The sequence below is a fragment of the Mucilaginibacter rubeus genome, from assembly GCF_014643835.1.
Lineage (GTDB): Bacteria > Bacteroidota > Bacteroidia > Sphingobacteriales > Sphingobacteriaceae > Mucilaginibacter > Mucilaginibacter rubeus.
In genome coordinates, this window is the sequence record NZ_BMKD01000002.1 from 128,160 (window position 1) to 144,444 (window position 16,285).

At 45.5% G+C, this 16,285-nt stretch carries 15 protein-coding genes; 5 read left to right on the top strand and 10 right to left on the bottom strand.

Annotated features, from left to right (window positions below; all coding sequences use genetic code 11):
- Positions 1 to 216 precede the first annotated feature (216 nt).
- Positions 217 to 504, top strand: coding sequence for a hypothetical protein (locus IEX80_RS07070; protein ID WP_090527483.1), 288 nt, complete (start codon positions 217 to 219; stop codon positions 502 to 504).
- A 103-nt stretch (positions 505 to 607) separates the two neighbouring features.
- Here the strand turns inward: IEX80_RS07070 and IEX80_RS07075 are convergent, their stop codons facing one another.
- From IEX80_RS07075 to IEX80_RS07085, 3 genes are read right to left on the bottom strand one after another with little or no spacing between them, the layout of a single operon-like run.
- Positions 608 to 3,799, bottom strand: a complete 3,192-nt coding sequence (locus tag IEX80_RS07075) for an error-prone DNA polymerase (RefSeq protein WP_308421685.1) — start codon at positions 3,797 to 3,799, stop codon at positions 608 to 610.
- Positions 3,799 to 5,283 (bottom strand): Y-family DNA polymerase, encoded by a 1,485-nt coding sequence (locus IEX80_RS07080; protein ID WP_229701552.1) that lies wholly within the window; start codon positions 5,281 to 5,283, stop codon positions 3,799 to 3,801. The genes IEX80_RS07075 and IEX80_RS07080 overlap by 1 nt, the downstream gene beginning before the upstream one ends.
- Before the next feature lie 18 nt (positions 5,284 to 5,301).
- On the bottom strand, positions 5,302 to 6,036 hold the full coding sequence (locus IEX80_RS07085; RefSeq protein WP_188832484.1) for an ImuA family protein: 735 nt from the start codon (positions 6,034 to 6,036) through the stop codon (positions 5,302 to 5,304).
- Between the two features lie 79 nt (positions 6,037 to 6,115).
- Here IEX80_RS07085 and IEX80_RS07090 point away from each other — a divergent pair, with 79 nt between their 5' ends.
- The 4 genes from IEX80_RS07090 (at position 6,116) to IEX80_RS07110 (ending at position 8,342) form a co-directional block, all read left to right on the top strand.
- Positions 6,116 to 6,397: a hypothetical protein gene (locus tag IEX80_RS07090; RefSeq protein WP_139159971.1), complete on the top strand. Its 282-nt coding sequence runs from the start codon at positions 6,116 to 6,118 to the stop codon at positions 6,395 to 6,397.
- A 2-nt stretch (positions 6,398 to 6,399) separates the two neighbouring features.
- Positions 6,400 to 6,987 carry an alpha-ketoglutarate-dependent dioxygenase AlkB family protein gene (locus tag IEX80_RS07095; RefSeq protein WP_188832485.1) on the top strand — a complete coding sequence of 196 codons (588 nt, stop codon included), beginning with the start codon at positions 6,400 to 6,402 and terminating at the stop codon, positions 6,985 to 6,987.
- Between the two features lie 279 nt (positions 6,988 to 7,266).
- Positions 7,267 to 7,845: a Crp/Fnr family transcriptional regulator gene (locus tag IEX80_RS07105; protein WP_176627288.1), complete on the top strand. Its 579-nt coding sequence runs from the start codon at positions 7,267 to 7,269 to the stop codon at positions 7,843 to 7,845.
- A 92-nt stretch (positions 7,846 to 7,937) separates the two neighbouring features.
- Entirely contained in the window at positions 7,938 to 8,342 is a 405-nt protein-coding gene (locus tag IEX80_RS07110; protein ID WP_176627290.1) for a VOC family protein, read from the top strand.
- A gap of 88 nt (positions 8,343 to 8,430) precedes the next feature.
- On the opposite strand, the gene IEX80_RS07115 is transcribed toward IEX80_RS07110, so the two are convergent.
- The 7 genes from IEX80_RS07115 to IEX80_RS07145 all read right to left on the bottom strand — a co-directional run bounded on the left by IEX80_RS07115 (position 8,431) and on the right by IEX80_RS07145 (position 16,281).
- Entirely contained in the window at positions 8,431 to 9,129 is a 699-nt protein-coding gene (locus IEX80_RS07115; RefSeq protein ID WP_188832486.1) for a LytR/AlgR family response regulator transcription factor, read from the bottom strand.
- Entirely contained in the window at positions 9,126 to 10,229 is a 1,104-nt protein-coding gene (locus IEX80_RS07120; RefSeq protein WP_188832487.1) for a sensor histidine kinase, read from the bottom strand. Before IEX80_RS07120 ends, IEX80_RS07115 begins: the two co-directional genes overlap by 4 nt.
- Before the next feature lie 108 nt (positions 10,230 to 10,337).
- Positions 10,338 to 11,108: a CPBP family intramembrane glutamic endopeptidase gene (locus IEX80_RS07125; protein ID WP_188832488.1), complete on the bottom strand. Its 771-nt coding sequence runs from the start codon at positions 11,106 to 11,108 to the stop codon at positions 10,338 to 10,340.
- 4 nt (positions 11,109 to 11,112) lie between these two features.
- The gene (locus IEX80_RS07130; protein ID WP_188832489.1) at positions 11,113 to 11,931 is read right to left on the bottom strand and encodes a CPBP family intramembrane glutamic endopeptidase; all 819 of its coding nucleotides are present in this window, start codon (positions 11,929 to 11,931) and stop codon (positions 11,113 to 11,115) included.
- A gap of 342 nt (positions 11,932 to 12,273) precedes the next feature.
- A complete protein-coding gene (locus IEX80_RS07135) occupies positions 12,274 to 13,086 on the bottom strand; it encodes a PKD domain-containing protein (protein WP_175489990.1) in 813 nt (270 codons plus the stop codon).
- 27 nt (positions 13,087 to 13,113) lie between these two features.
- On the bottom strand, positions 13,114 to 14,547 hold the full coding sequence (locus tag IEX80_RS07140; protein WP_175489989.1) for a PA14 domain-containing protein: 1,434 nt from the start codon (positions 14,545 to 14,547) through the stop codon (positions 13,114 to 13,116).
- Between the two features lie 33 nt (positions 14,548 to 14,580).
- Positions 14,581 to 16,281 carry an alkaline phosphatase family protein gene (locus tag IEX80_RS07145; protein ID WP_090527442.1) on the bottom strand — a complete coding sequence of 567 codons (1,701 nt, stop codon included), beginning with the start codon at positions 16,279 to 16,281 and terminating at the stop codon, positions 14,581 to 14,583.
- Positions 16,282 to 16,285 lie beyond the last annotated feature (4 nt).

The window sequence follows — 16,285 nt, forward strand, 5'->3', positions numbered from 1 at the left end:
TCGCGGTATTGCACAACATCGTAATACATTGTTTATAATGTTTACATCAGAAATTATAAACCGGCCTATGTTTGATTAAATAATATTTCCCCATTAATTTCCGATTAATTTAGGATATTTACCAATACAGTAATAATTGATGCCGGTAACGAATCGAACTATGTATTGATAAAAGTCCGATGTACCAATTACGCTTATTGTAAAAAACTAATACCAATGACAACTTTAACAGAATTTAAAGCATCATTAAATTTAGAACAGCCTGTTAACGGGCTCTCTGCACAGCTAAAAAGCCTTTGGTTTGATGGTAAAGGCGACTGGCATCAGGCGCATGCACAGGTTGATCATCTGACGGATCAGGCATCGGCTTGGGTCCATGCCTATTTGCACCGTAAAGAAGGTGATATTGGAAATGCTGACTACTGGTATAGCAAAGCGCGGCAGGTGCGCCCCAACCTTTCTTTGGAAGAGGAATGGGAGCAATTGGTATTGCAATTCCTTTGATCGATAAAACTTACCATATCCCTTTTACAGGCACAGCAAGACAATTATATAACAATAGTTGCCATTGAGTTTATTAAAAGCCTTATTAATGATAAGCTCTTCATCAATGAAAATTCCTGCCCTTATGAAAGGCGCTCTTATTGGGGATATTTCGCGGACCAGGTGAAGGCATCGAGGTTTCATCCCCCCTGGACAGGCTCAGCAAAGAAGGCTGTTCATCTGGCACAGCCGTCAGTTTGCCCAATAAAGAATTGAGATTATAACAGCGGCGTACCACCACATGGATCACTTCGCCCTCAACCTGTAAATGCCCATCTACCAGGAGCAGTTGCGACTGAACGATCTCTTTGCGGTATTTGTCAAAAAACTTACCCCAAACCACAAGATTGGCAAAGCCGGTTTCATCTTTGATAGTTACGAATACCACGCCTTTGGCCGTCCCCGGCCGCTGCCGCACGGTGATCATCCCGGCAACACGAATTTTTTCGCCATTTTTTAACGATTGGATCCGATTGAGCGGTATAACCTGCAGCCGGTTTAAATCTTCCCGCACAAAACTTACCGGGTGCGCTTTAATGGATAAGCCGGTAGAAGCGAAATCCTGTACCACGTGCTCACCCGCGGTCATTAGCGGTAATTCAATTTGCTCACCTGCGCTGGCCGAAGGCAAACTTTCCAGCAAGGCCACGGGGCGGTCGCCTAAAGCGGCTACTTCCCAAAGCGCCTGCCTGCGGTCGAGGCCGATAGAGCGGAATGCATCCGCATCAGCCAGTTTCTCCAAAGCTGCCTGCGAAATCCCAACATTTGACAAATCGATAATATGTTGATAAGGTGCATTCTCAACCAGGATATTCATTTCTTCTTCTTTTAGCCCTTTCACCAACCGGAAACCCAAGCGTAATATCTTATATTTTCCGGCCTGTTCTTCCAGCGAATGATCCCAGGCCGAATAATTAATATCCACGCCACGAACAAAAACACCATGCCCGCGTGCATCGTCCACGATCTCAGCGGGCTGATAAAAGCCCATCGGCTGGCTATTGAGCAAAGCGGCGGCAAAAGCATCCGGATAATAATACTTCAGCCAGGAAGATATATAAACCAGCAGCGCAAAAGAAGCGGCATGGCTTTCGGGGAAACCATAACCCTCAAAACCTTGTAACTGCTTAAATACCCGCCTCGAAAAATCTTCCTCATAACCACGCGCTACCATACCCTCCACCAGTTTCTTTTCGTACAGGTATAACTTGCCATTCGCTTTAAAAGTCGCCATGCTCCGGCGCAGCTCATCAGCCTCGGCCGGTGTAAAGCCTGCAGCAACAATAGCGATCTCCATCGCTTGTTCCTGAAAAAGCGGAACGCCTAACGTCCGGCCTAAAATATCTTCCAGTTCCGTTGATGGATACACTACCTGTTCTTCGCCATTACGCCTGCGCAGGTAAGGATGCACCATATCACCCTGTATTGGACCGGGTCGCACGATAGCCACCTCGATCACGAGGTCATAAAAACATTGAGGCCTCAGTCTTGGCAGCATAGACATTTGCGCCCGGCTCTCAATCTGGAATACCCCAAGTGTATCCGCATGACCTATCATTTCATAAACTTTGGGGTCGTCCTGCGGGATATTGGCTAAGGTAAGCTTTCGGCCATAATGTTGTTTTATCAGGTCAAATGCTTTGCGGATCATGGTCAGCATACCCAATCCTAAAACATCCACTTTCAAAATGCCCAACGCTTCCAGGTCATCTTTGTTCCATTCCAGTTGGGTTCGGTTCTCCATGCGGGCATTGAGCACAGGGCACAGGTCGGATAGTTTGTTATCGGTAATAACAAAGCCACCGGTATGCTGACCCAATTGCCGCGGGAAACCCATCAGCAGTGTCGTCAATTCCAGTACTTTGTATATCAACGGATCGCCCGGGTTAAGCCCCTGTTCCTGCAAACGCTTTTCATCAAAACCTTCTTCACTGAAATCCCATATCGTACCACCGATACGTTTAATTGTATCTTCAGATAAGCCCATCGCTTTGCCCACATCACGAATTGCTCCTTTATGCCGCTCCTGCGTAACGGTAGCTACAATAGCCGCGTGTTCCCGGCCATAATCCTCATAAATATACTGGATGATTTCCTCGCGGCGTTCATGCTCGAAATCCACATCGATGTCAGGCCATTCCTCGCGTGCATCCGACATAAAACGGGAAAAAAGCAAACGTGACTTCATCGGGTCGACCGCCGTAATGCGCAAACAATAACATACCGTTGAGTTGGCTGCAGAACCCCTGCCCTGGTGCAAGATTTCGAGTTCTTCTGCTTTCCGGGTGTATTTATATACACGGAGAAAATAAGGCGCCAGCCTGCGCTTTTCGATAAAGGCCAGTTCAAAATCAATCTGCTTACCTATTTTAGGCGGTATATGCTCACCATAACGTTCATGTGCACCTTCCCACGTGTATTTTTTTAACCTTTCCTGTGGTGTTAATCCGTCAAAGATCTTTTCTTCCGGCTCAATGTATTTTAATTCGTCCAGCGAAAAAGTACAGGCTTCGGCAATAGCAAGTGCATTTTCAATGGATTCCGGATATTGCCTGAAGATCCGGTGTATTTCTTCAATAGGTTTCAGGTAGCGTTCCGCATTCTGATGCAGCCGGTATCCCGCGTTGTGGATAGTGCATTTCTCCCGGATACAGGTCAATACATCCTGTAGTTCCCTCCTGTTCGGTTCATGATAATGCACATCACCGGCAGCAACCAAAGGTATACCCATACCGGCTAACCTGTGCAGCCGTTTGGCATCATCGCCGTTGTAAGAACGTAGGGCAGCCAAGTATAAGGCATTCCCGAAAGCTTGTTTATATTCTGCTACTGCTGTTTTAAACTCATCTGCAAAATCAAACCGCGCGTTGAGCTCATCGGGCGGAATTATGATAAACAGGATGCCTTCCCGGTGTTCATACACATCTGCTTTATATAAATAGCATTCACCTTTTTCAGCGCGCAGATTACCCCTGGTGAGCAAGGCCGAAAGCCGGCCATAAGCAGCAAGATCAGTAGGATAAGCCAGCAGACCCGGCCCATCCAGCAAGTCCAGGCGACAAGCGGGAATAAATTGTACAGGTAGTTTTTTTGCGGCAATATGCGCCCGGACAATACAGGCCAGGCTATTCCGGTCGGTAACCGCTATGGCCGTATAACCATGAACCACAGCCTGCTCAACCAGTTCCTCCGGGTGAGATCCACCGCGCAGGAAGCTGAAATTGGAGGTACAATATAATTCCGCGTATTTCATCATCAGGCAAAAAATCCGTGTAAATACCATTGGGCACCTCCGCCATCATAATGCCCTGATCGGAACAGCCAATAACGGCCCCCATGCTCATCCTCCACCATATAATAGTCGCGGTGCTCACCTTTGTCCAGCCACCATTCCCGTTCAATACGTTCCGGGCCGTCTGCTTTATCCACAACATGGCGCTTACCCTTATAGATAAATATTTTTGGCGGATAATCCGGCAATAAAGCCATAACTTCAATGGCTTCCGGTTTGCTGAGCAAGCGTATTGGTCTTGGCTTGTCAGCCCGCCAGCCGGCCAGCGAGATATCTTTGAGTGAAAGAGCGGGCCGGATGGAACGTTCGGGCCAGTAATGCTCGGCAGGCAGGTAGCGCATAATCCTTTCGGGGCCGATCTTTCCGGCAATCCGGTCAAGCAGCTCGGCCAGTGCGGTATCCTGCAAGCCCGGATCATCCACCCATAGCTTTTCCTGCAAGGGGTCGATATCTTCTACTTTTTGTGCTTCCAGCAGAAACAGCTCAATACCCAAAGCAGGTTCAATCTTGCTGATCTGTAAACCAAAGAGCTTGAATAAATGGGAAACACTATGTGAGCCACGCGTGGTTGTTATCTCCGCTTGTACCATTTTACCATCAATCCGGAAACATTTCAGCACGGCCTTACGCACACCTTTTCCTTCAGCTTGCAAGCGGCTACATAGGCCTTGCAATAGTTTTTCAATGCCAATTTCTATGGCTTTGTCCGTTCGTACCGGCTCCAGGCAGGGCAGCCGCTCAACATAAGGCACGGGCGGGATAATCGGGGTCAGGTATTCATCAGTAGTACCCAAAGCCTGGGCAAGCCTTAACAAAAAGCCTTCACCAAAACGCCTGCGCAGCACAGTACGCGGCATGATCATAAAATTTTTAACATACCGGAAGCCGAGTTTATACAGTTTGTCCAGTATTTCCGGTTCCAACCGGAGGGCGGCCGGAGAAAGACCGGCAATGGCTTCCGCCTGCCCGCCGCTTTCAATAATGGGCCTGATCTTACCATACCGGGCAATGGCCCAGGCTGCGCCAACAGTATCGGCAATAGCGGCCCGTGCATCGTAGCCCATACCCCTTAATTTAAGTACAACAGTTTTTAAATATCCTTTTTCACCACCCCATAGGTGTGCACAGCCGGAAATATCAAGGGTCAAACCATCGGGCAGGTCAATAGCCACAACCGGTGTATAGCGGATGCACCACAAACCCAAATGCCGGAGCAGCTTACTTTCCTGACCTAACGGAAAATCAATAACCTGTAAATTGGTGGTAATCGCTTTGGCATCTGCTGCCGGCATTCCTGTACGAACACCTTGTGCTTCGGCTTCGGGATTAGCTGCCCTGACGATCATACGGTTATGTTCGGGCACAACCAGCACAAAGGGCTGATCTTTTAATTCCGGCTGCCGGAGTGTCAGCCAGTCTGTCACCAGGTGACGAAACCAAATAGCCATATACCTGTGCTGCATAACTCACCCCGCTTTCCGTTTAAATGGTTTAGCTGTTTGCTCTTTTTCCACCTGTTTGAATTTACCTTCTGCCCATTCTATGATCCAGGTACCCGGATGCCCGTTACGGACACGTAATAGTTCTACCTCCCAGCGCGGAAAACCAAGACCAGGCAAACCGTCTACCGGCTCGCTCGGCAAAGGTTTCACCTGCCACCGGGCAGCGCAAGCTGTTGAACCGACCTTTTTAACGGCATTACGCAGCACAAACCCGGTAACATGACTTTGCTCAACAACCAGCTGAAGTCTGCGCGATTGTTTAAAATCCAATTCCCGCGCTTCTGCCACAACCGCGGCAAGCCCTGCGCATTTCAGCGCTTCTTCCATTACCCATAAAGCTTCCTGGTCTTTGGTCACCCGGATAAAGATCAAACGGCTGGGTTCTATACCAAAGCCGCTTAATGCCGGTGGGAAGATGTTTCCGGTGAGGCTGATCCATAAGCAGGCCCCGCCATTTTGCATAAACACGGAGAGCAGGCCGCTAATCAATCCGCTGGAAGCAGTAGCCTGTTCGGTGGTACTGCAAACCAGTTCATGCACTGCACCTAAAGGAAAAACGCCGTTGGGGAAAGCCGTTTCCACTGCCCCCAAGCCTACCAATCCCTGCGTACCTGCAGGCGGCGGCCTATAGCCCTCCCATTGCAAAATATTCTTTTGCAGACTGTTAATCAGCGCTTTTCGGTCGTGTGCCGTTTCCATCGTGTTTGTACCAAATAGGGAGTACAAATTTAATGCTAAAAATATTAGTATTTTATATATCTTTGAGAAAAAATTTCAAATGCAGGAATTGTTGGTCAAAACGTATTTAAAAAGCGAGGCTAAAGCCTGGCTTAAATACCGCGATGGTTCACGTGAAGTGGTGAAAATTGTACCGGATACAGCGCAAAAGCACGCTGTACAATGCTATGAGATCTATACGGCTTATGATCAGCCACCCGTTTACATGGGCCGTATTTTATTTGACGCGAAGGGCTATTGGATATACGACGGCGATGTACTGCAACCAGAAGAACAGGAACAATTGGCCCATTTTATCACAACTTATGTGGAAAGGATTTAGTGATGGAACAATTGACATTATTTGCCGAAACCGGGCAAAGTAAAGGATTGCCTAAGGATTTGCTGGAATACCAGCCCGGTTTAATTGATCCGGCAACGGGTGACTGGCTGTTAGAAAAACTGATCAGGGAAACACCCTGGAAACAAACAACACAAAAACTTTGGGATAAGGAATACCTGACACCGAGGCTCACCTGCTGGTATGGAGACACAGACCGGATCGCAGGAACACTCCCCTGGACACCGGAACTGCAAACTATCCGGGGCATGGTAGAACCTTTAGCGGGTATTACCTTCAACAGCGTATTACTGAACTACTATCGTGATGGAAATGATTCCGTAACCTGGCATAGTGACAAAGAAAGCATTATGGGCAGTCAGCCAATTATTGTTTCGGTAAGCCTGGGGCAGGTGCGCAGTTTTGACATCCGCAATAAAGTTAATCACAAAGAACATTACTCCGTCAGGCTCGGGCATGGTTCATTCCTGCTGATGAAATCAGGATTGCAGGAGTATTGGGAACACCGGATTGCCAAGTCTAACAAATTAATGAAAGCGAGGGTAAACCTCACCTTTCGTTTGGTGATTTAGCCCGTTGATATTTGCTCAAACTCATATTTATTCTTTACGAAAAAGTGCAGATAGCGGCTTTTCACCCGTGAGGATCTCAGTTCCTTATAAACACTTTCAGGAACGTTCTTATACAGGCAGGCTTCAATTTGACGATTATAGCGGTCATCTTTCTTTCCAAATATCCTGTAATTTTCACCCCCTATCAGATGATCAATTAATTATAGAACCGCATTTGAGCAGTTTGATATCTTCACATATCTTCATCGCAACGGCAAATAAGATTCATATCTTTAGCCAATGAGCCACGATGCTTTCTTCCAAAAAATAAAAACGTACGCTGAACTCTCACCGCAGGCCGAAGCGGCATGGACGGCTTTGCTCCGCGAAAATACTTACAACAAGGGCGATTATTTTGTTACCGAGGGCCAGGTACCTAAAAAGGTGGCTTTTGTTGTAAATGGATTAATGTATCAATACTACGCTGCCGAAAACGGCGATATGGTGGTTAAATATTTCTTCCCCGAAAACCGGATTGCCGGTTCCATGACAGCAACGCTCACACAGTCGGCGGGTAATTTTACCATAAAAGCCCTTGAGGATACAGATGTGCTCGAATACAATTTTATGGAATTTAAGAAACTCGTTACCATTTATCCCGATATTGCCGCTTTTTATATCCGCTACATGGAACAGCATTGGATAATTGAAAAGGAACCTTATGAAGTGTCGCTGCGATATGAATCGGCTAAAACCAATTACGATAATTTCCTCCGCAAATATCCTGGTTTAGTGAAAAGGCTAAAGAAACAGCACATTGCCGCCTATCTCGGCATTACCCCAACGCAGCTAAGCCGCATATTTTTTGCGAATAAGTGAAGATTTTTCGCTTTTCTCAACATATGTAAATTTAAAAAAAAAACGGTTGCCGCAACTTTGTGCCATCAATAACAATTAAAAAATTTAAAATCATGGCAACAAAAATTTTCATCAACCTGCCTGTTAAAGACCTGGAGCGGTCAAAGGCATTTTTCAGCGGTCTTGGCTACAGCTTTAATCCACAATTTACCGACGACAAGGCGGCCTGCATGGTGGTAAGCGAGCATATTTATGTAATGATGCTTGTAGAAAGCTATTTTAAAACCTTCACCAAAAAAGAAGTAAACGACGCACACCTGGCAACTGAAGTATTGCTGGCGCTTGATGCAGCCTCGCGCGAGGAAGTGCAGCAAACCATAACAAAAGCAACCGGGCTTGGAGGCTCCATTTATGCCGAACCTCAAGATTACGGATGGATGTACCAGCATAGCTTTGCAGATCCGGATGGGCACCAATGGGAAATTGTTTACATGGACGCAGCGAATATGCCGAATTGAGATTGAGGCCTGATCCTCTCTGTGGCTAATTTTACCATAGAGGGGATTTTTTGAATTTAGCTTAAAATAAGTTTATAACCAAAATGCTTTATGATAACCGCAATACTTTAAATACCAGCTCCCTATAACTGTTCCCTATCGGAACTTCCGTAGTGCCGAATTCTATTACATTACCTTTAATACTGGTGATCTTGTCCAGATTAATGATATAGGAACGATGTACCCGTATAAATCGTTTAGCCGGCAATCTTTCTTCCAGGATTTTCAGATGCATACCTGCAAGTAGCCGTTTACCGCCACACAAATAAACAGAGCAAAAGTCACGTTCTGCCTGCACATAACTGATTTCATCAAAATTCACTTTTACCAGGCGGGTATCCTGCCTGAGAAAGATATACGGCGGCGGATCCAATTCTGGTTGATGCGAGACCAACCGCTCCTGCGCCCGCCGCACGGCCTGGTTAAACCGTTCAAAAGTGATCGGCTTCATCAGATAGTCCACAGAATTCAGTTCAAAACCCTCGACAGCATAACTGGAATAAGCAGTGGTAAAAATAACCAGCGGCGGATTAGGTAATGAACGAAAAAACTCTATTCCGGTAATTACGGGCATTTTGATGTCCAGGAAAATCAGATCGACAACATGTTCATAAAGCGCCTCGTAAGCCTCATTCGCATTGCGGCAGCTTTTTATCAAAGCAATTTCCGACAGGCGCTCGATATACGTTTCCAATATACTTCTTGCAATGGGTTCATCTTCAACGATGAGGCAACTCAGTTTTTTCATGTCAGCTCAATAGATAAGATGGCGTTATAAACGCCGTCAGCAAAATTATCTTCGTACCAATACTTGCCGGGGTAATACATTTCTAAACGTTTTTTAAGGTTGCCCAGCCCTATACCTCCGTTTTGCTGCATCCGTTCCCGATGGTCCACAACATTGTCAGATGTAAAACGCAAACGACCGTCAGTGACATCCAGAAAGAAATGAATACGAGCTCCCGGTTCATCAGGAGAAAACTTGAACGCGTTTTCAACCAGCGGCATGAGTAAAAGCGGCGGTATTTCATATGTCTTGGAATCCACAGCAATATCCACTATGACCCCGGTGTCATTCAGGCGTACTTTTTCCAGTTCTATGTAATTTTGTATCAGCTTGATCTCGCTTTGCAAAGGCATAAATGCTTCATTGGATTCATAAAGCATATAGCGCAGCATCTCAGACAAGCGAGCGACCAACCCGGCAGACCGTTCCTGGTTACCTTGCAGTATCAAGCCGTAAATGTTATTCATCGAATTGAATAAAAAGTGGGGATTGAGCTGCGCTTTAAGAAAGTTAAATTCCAGCTCCAGGTTGTCTTTTGCAAGCTGTAAAGCTTTTAGTTGCGATCGCCAGGCGTTAACCGCCAGCTTCAGGCATAACGGAATACTCAGTGTCAGCAAAAGGCCAAATGGGGTGCCCAGGCTAAGCAGGCGCTTCAGTACAATGTTAATGAGACCGGATTGTACCAGGACAAAATATTGCGGCTGATCTTTCTGCAAACTGAGCAAGCAGCCGGAACAGGTCCTGAGCAAAGCCTGCTCTGCTACCGCCTCGATCAATGTGTATCCGCATAACAAACCTAAAAATGAGAAAGTAAAATGAAAATATTGCTTACGTTGCAACAGCTTCCATAGCGGACCTGTCATCAGATAAAATACAGCCGCGATAAGCAAGGTACTGCTTAGGTTCAGCAGGAAAACAATACTAAAAGATAAGCCGCTATAAACGTTGAAGGTAATCAGCGTGAGGTATAGCCTAACTATAAGCAGTACAAGCCAGAATAAAAGGTGCACCATTTTGCGGTACCCGGGCCGGGAGGTGTATAGAGCAAAGCTTTGAAACATTGTTATTTAAAGTTGGCTTATCTTTGTCAATTACACAACATAAATCAACAGAGCGGTGTTTTTAGTCAACGAGCAGGGTTGCGGGGCAACAAAAGATCAATTATGCTATCATGATTGAACCGATCGTTTGTAATAATAAGCGATGGCCAAACCGGCAAATAACGCGGCACCGACAAAAACGGACAAGCCTATAACTTCAGATAACGCTTCCCTGCCCGCCGTGATCCTTTGGGTAAAGATGCCAGCATCACCTTTGCCTCCCCAGCACCACTGTCCCATATTCCACGCTGTATGCAGGCCAAGCGGAAGTCCAATTCCTTTACTTTTAAGAGCCGCATAGCCAAATAGCAAGGCCCCGGTTCCTGAACCGATCAACGCCATCCACCAGTTCATTCCTCCCCAGATGTGCTCAAAAACAAACAAGGCGGCAATAAACAATTGCGCTGAGCCTGCTCCAAAGCGGTCGGCAAGACTACGTAAAGCATAAGACCTGAACACAAGTTCTTCGCGGCAGGAGATCAACGTAAAAAGCAGCATATGCAGACCGATAACATGCGGATCAAAGGCGTTAAATTGAAGCTTCACGTAACCCATAATCATCAGTATGCCCGGTTGCAGGCATGACATCAGCAGCCCGGCGAGAAATCCGGTAATTATACGGCCCGGGCTTCCTTTGTCAGGAATAGTACCTGCTTCGGTTAGCGGTATGGCCCGCAGCCTGCAAAATATGATCACCAATAAAAAGGTAAAAAGCGCGGCGGTTGCCATTGCGATATGCGAGGCATATTTCTCTCCAAAACCTTTAGCCCAAAGATCGGATAAGATAAATACGCATACTGTCAAAACGTAGAACAGTAAAGTTTGCAAGATAACCTTCATGGTGCTAAATGGATTGAGGAGATGAAGTTAAGGGTACCGTGCTTATCCTCATTCTTTGTTTAAGTAACCACAAGACTGCCATTGTACATAAGACAACACCCAAATATGGGCCGATTATGTATAGCGAACTATAATGTTTAGGATCACCATCCACCGTGATAATCGTCCTCCCTGCAGCGCCTGCTGTTCGGGGGATCAACGCCTGAGCATAGTTCCATCCCACGTGCAAACCTATTGGCAGCGCTAAGTTGCGGGTATATAGATAAGCCATCCCGAACAAAACCGATCCCAACCCTGTCGTCAACATAGCCATCAAAATAGTTTGCATGTCCATTGTACTGTTTACATGCATCAAACCAAAAGGTATCGCAATGATGAGCTGTGCTTTCCAGGCTCCATAGTGACTGTTCAGCGTCTGGAAAGGATATCCGCGAAAAGCAAATTCCTGCACAAACACCGACCACAGGTTTGCCAGAAAGCACATCAGCAGGAACATGATGTCAGGCGACGAGTTGAAATGCCATTTGTCGCCGGTGAGATAAACGGTTATCATCGCCGTGACGATTAACATTAAAATGCCGCCCACGGTTCCGCATAGTAACTGAAGCCAATTACTGCTACACACCGGAATAAAATTTAGCGTCTTTAGTGTTTTCCCTTCTGCCCATAGCAACAGCCAGCTTATTAGCAATGAGACGGCCATATAAAAGGACAGATCATTTAACGCGGGAACAGCGTCTGCGACGAACCTGGCGGCGGTAAGCAAAACAAAATAAAGAAATACTTTTAGCCATGCCGGGAGATTACAAATGATGGTTTTCATGTTTTTTTTAGGCAAATAGCATGAAAAGTCACCTGTAAGGAAAAAATATCGACCAAGTAGTTCTTTTTTTCGGCAAATGCTACATTCCTGGCAATGAACGACACCTGGATTTTTTTCTAAATTGATTTACCGGCTAGTGATACAATTAGTAAAAGCAACTTAGCATAAGTGCTGATAATTGTCGGATAAGTTATGCTATTACACTTTATGACCGAATACCTAAGGAATAAGCCCGGATACTATACTTCCGGGCCTTATTCCTTAAAAACTGTTGACCGGGCGAATGAACTTACGTAACATCAGATCGAACATTCCATGGATCGTTCTTACAAACAACCAATTTTACGGCTGCTTTTTATTAACCGTCCACTCAGCCATCTGGAAGTCACGACTGCCATTATTAGTCTTAATGCTTATCCTATAAAACTTATAAGCCACATTGTTATTAAAGTGATATAGGATGCGCTGAAAGCGGTTGGCAAAAACTTCGTTGTTCTTGCTGTGCAGGTTTATCCAGCGTATACCGTCCTCAGAACCCTGGAGGATCCATCCTTTCGGGTCACGGGTGGGCGAATCATTTGCAGATGTCATGGTATAGGCTCCTGCAACGGCAGGTGTTTTAAGCTCATATTTCATCACCAGGTCGCCGGAGAACCCCGATTGGAAAAACTTGGTATTCGGATCACCGTCAACCACTTTTAGTGACCCCTCGTTTGCATTTGGGCCGCCCCCATTGTCGCGTGATACAGTCAATGTACCGCCTATGGTAGCAAAGTAACTTTCACCAACCTTGGTGCGGTCAAAATTAGGGTCGGCAACGTTCAATATTATTTCCCGCGCAGCTGAATATCCCTGTGAATTTCTGGCCGTTAATGTTACGTGATATAAGCCATCAAAGGCATACCTATGCTTCGGTGCTTTTTCTGCCGACGTGCTATCGTCGCCGAATTGCCACAGGATATCTTTATAATTGATGGATGTACTGGTGAACTGATAGCTTAAAAAATCAACGCTATCTGTTCGTGCCACTGTGAAACCTGCGATGGGTCTGGGCTCATCCGGTTCGGGTTGGGGCGCAGGCTTATCTTTTTTACACCCGGCAAACAACAGGGCTACTGTTGAAAATACCGAGATAATATGCAATATTTTTTTCATGTCCTTAATTTTCATTGATCAATTGGCTTAAGGGGCGGGGAATAATTGGCTTTGTGGTACTATTCTTCTGCCGTTGATGCCGGCCGATGGAACTTCAAAAGTTAAACGGGCGCGCTGGCCACCCACGTTTTCGCGATGATCTGCTTCTATTTTATAGCGTTTACCGCGTTCCAAGAAAATTTTGGCAGTACGGCTATCCTTATCCCACTCGGTAGTGAAATCATTAATAATGGCCTTGCCGTCTATATATAATCTTGATCCGTCGTCCCATTCGTTCTGCCAGAACACGTATTCACCCCGAACGGGGGCAAGGAACTCGCCAGTCCACCTGGTGGAGAAATTATCATGACTTATACCTGGTATAGCGGCTTGCCAAACCCCGTCATTAGGCCAATCAATAGTAGGTTCTATTTGTACAAGATCGGGCTTTCTGCCATCAAAATCAAGCAATTGATTGTTTGAAAAGTATTCCGCTTTTAAGCCCGTTCCGTTTCCGGTTATGTAAGAGTTATTATCAAGATTAACCTCTGGCTGTACCAAAACGATCAACTTGCTTTTTGTTGGATGCAAGATGTGTTTTGACGGATTAACCAAACTCACCACAAAACCAAAACGTTTATTGGCAACTATATTGGCATCAAAAACAGGCCATCCTATTGATAAGCGCACCACCGCTGTACTGGCGTTGGAATTTACCCTAATCAGGGTATCAATAGAAAATTGATCGGGGTTAAGTGCTATAGTGTTATCAGGCAGCACTTTTTTACTTACCAAAGTTGTAATGGTATCCATGTTTAATTTTACATGAACATTAAACGCGCCGGCCGGTACACCCGCCATGTTTATGGTTAATGGAATGGTGATACCTGCCGGTGATGTTGTATAGTTTTTTTGATAATCAACATCCATAATACCACCGCCATTCAAAAGCGACACATAATGAATATCACTTTCTTTAATAAACTTTTTGGTATCAAGCACCACCAGGATATTTGATTGCGACCCTTTGATTTGATTGCCCTTGCCGGGATCAGTAAGTTTAAATGCAAAAGCTACGTTTTTACCATAATTAGCCTCAATGGCCGATAACCTGACGCTGGCAACGGCAGTGGCGGTATCTGACCCAAATGCTACGTTGATTACGCCGGGATAATCAATTGCACCCGCAGGTAATATTACAGTATTTTTAAGTGTACCATTTGCTATTAGTTTGGTTACCGTATCATTATTAAATGTTATACCAACCTGGAATGCTTTGGTTGCCGGTCCTGATAAGGATATTTTAAATGGAACTTTAACTATTTCGTTACCGGCAGTTGCATCACCAGTATTGGCTCCTGCGCCGGAAACGTTTCTGTCGGTGTTTTGAATTGGCTTCAGCTCATCAAGATCATTTTGCTTGCAGGCTCCCGCTATCAGGACAATTAACCCGATAAACAAGATATATCTGTATTTTTTCATCATCAAATAATTTAGTTTATAATGGTTAGCTTTTTACTGGTCAAGCCAAACGCGGCCGTCAAGCCCCCAGGCCTGCCTGTTAGGTATTCTGAACCAGTTTATTATTTGCGCCGGGATATCTGCCGTTTGCGGAACAAATATGGCCAGTGCCCCTGCCGGCGGCGGGCAGATCAGATCATTAAAATCTTCCCATTGATAAGGGCCTTTTAATTGAAAGTCGCGGGCCTGCGGGCCAATATCCCTGATCTTGTCGCCCTGGCCATCTGTGCCCGGCCAGTATGCTGCCAAAAAGGTATAATAAGGATGACCTTCGCTAATGGATGTTTCGCAGGCATAATTTCCAATCACGGCATCGGGTACGTCGACCTTGAAAAATCTGATGTCGGTTACATACACATCAGGTGTACCATGCCCGTTACCGTTTAAATAGCCCAACTTCAACGGGCTGTGGTTGCTTAAACTTCCCGATGCGGTTATCTCCAATTCATTATTGAAAACCCCGTCGGTGTAGGTTCTGATATATCGCTTGCCTGCGCGTATCTCACATTTAACCGAAAGGTTTTGCCATCTGCCTTTTTGAAGGTCGCCGCCACGGCATTGATGATAATCACCATCCTTAGTGCCCCGGTATTCGAAATACCAGTAGGCGTCTTCGAGGTAAATTACCCAGCCAACTCCCGGGTGACCTGCTGACCACTCCGGTCTTTTACCCAGGATACTTGGCCAAAAGAATTTATCCTCATTCTTCTTAACTTTTAGCTCGATGGTGAACTTGGTAGTATCATCGATGTTAAAGATATCAGCTGTATCTATCTCGGCTCTCACCCCCGTATCTTTCAAACGTACTGTGCGCCCCAAATACCTGTTGCCGGTAAATGGTTTACCTATTACTCTTTGTTTATATTTTGGATTGTAATAGATAGTAAATGTATTGGCGGCGGTGTTACTGAAAACTGTATTATCGTTCTCGTTAGCCGGGATATTAAATTTACCACCACCGCTCGACGCAATCACTACCAGCCAATCTTCATTGGCATAATTTTTCCTTTTTTTCAGGGCATTAACAATCTCACCTACATAACCGTCAAATTTTTCGATAGAAGCTTTGTACTGCGACGATGAATTGTCGAATCCGTATTTGGCACCTGCTTCTTTAATATCATTAAAATGGCCAACTATCAATTGTGCCGTGTCGGTATTCAGGTCATTAACTACAGCCGTTTTAATTTGCTCATCAGTACTATACAACTCGCTTACTGCAGCACCCTGTGTTAACTTATTTTTAAAAATAGCCGAGGAAGAAAAAGAAACGATTTTGGCATTTGGTCTTTCTTCTTTTATCCTTTCAAAAAACACAGGATAAGTTGCCAGATTATTGCCGGCAAAATCATCCGACAAGATCTTGTGCTTTTCTTTTTTTACGCCGGTTAGCATATTGGCCCAGTTGCTTACATCGCGGGTCGAGTCCGGATCGCTCAATGCAACCCAACTGTAAATTGAACTGGGCAGTAATGCTTTAATATTAGGCACATTGGCGCTATTTACTGATGAGCCCCGTGCCCCGTCAACAATCAGGTACAAAACCTTACGTTCGCCGGATGTTGCTTTGGCCGTGTCAGTATAATTTTTATCGGGCAGCGTGCGCACAAAATCCTTATTACATGATATTGTTGCGACAGCCAATGCACAAATAATTGAAAAAATGATCTGTTTGTATTTTTTCCTGTTCTGCATTTCT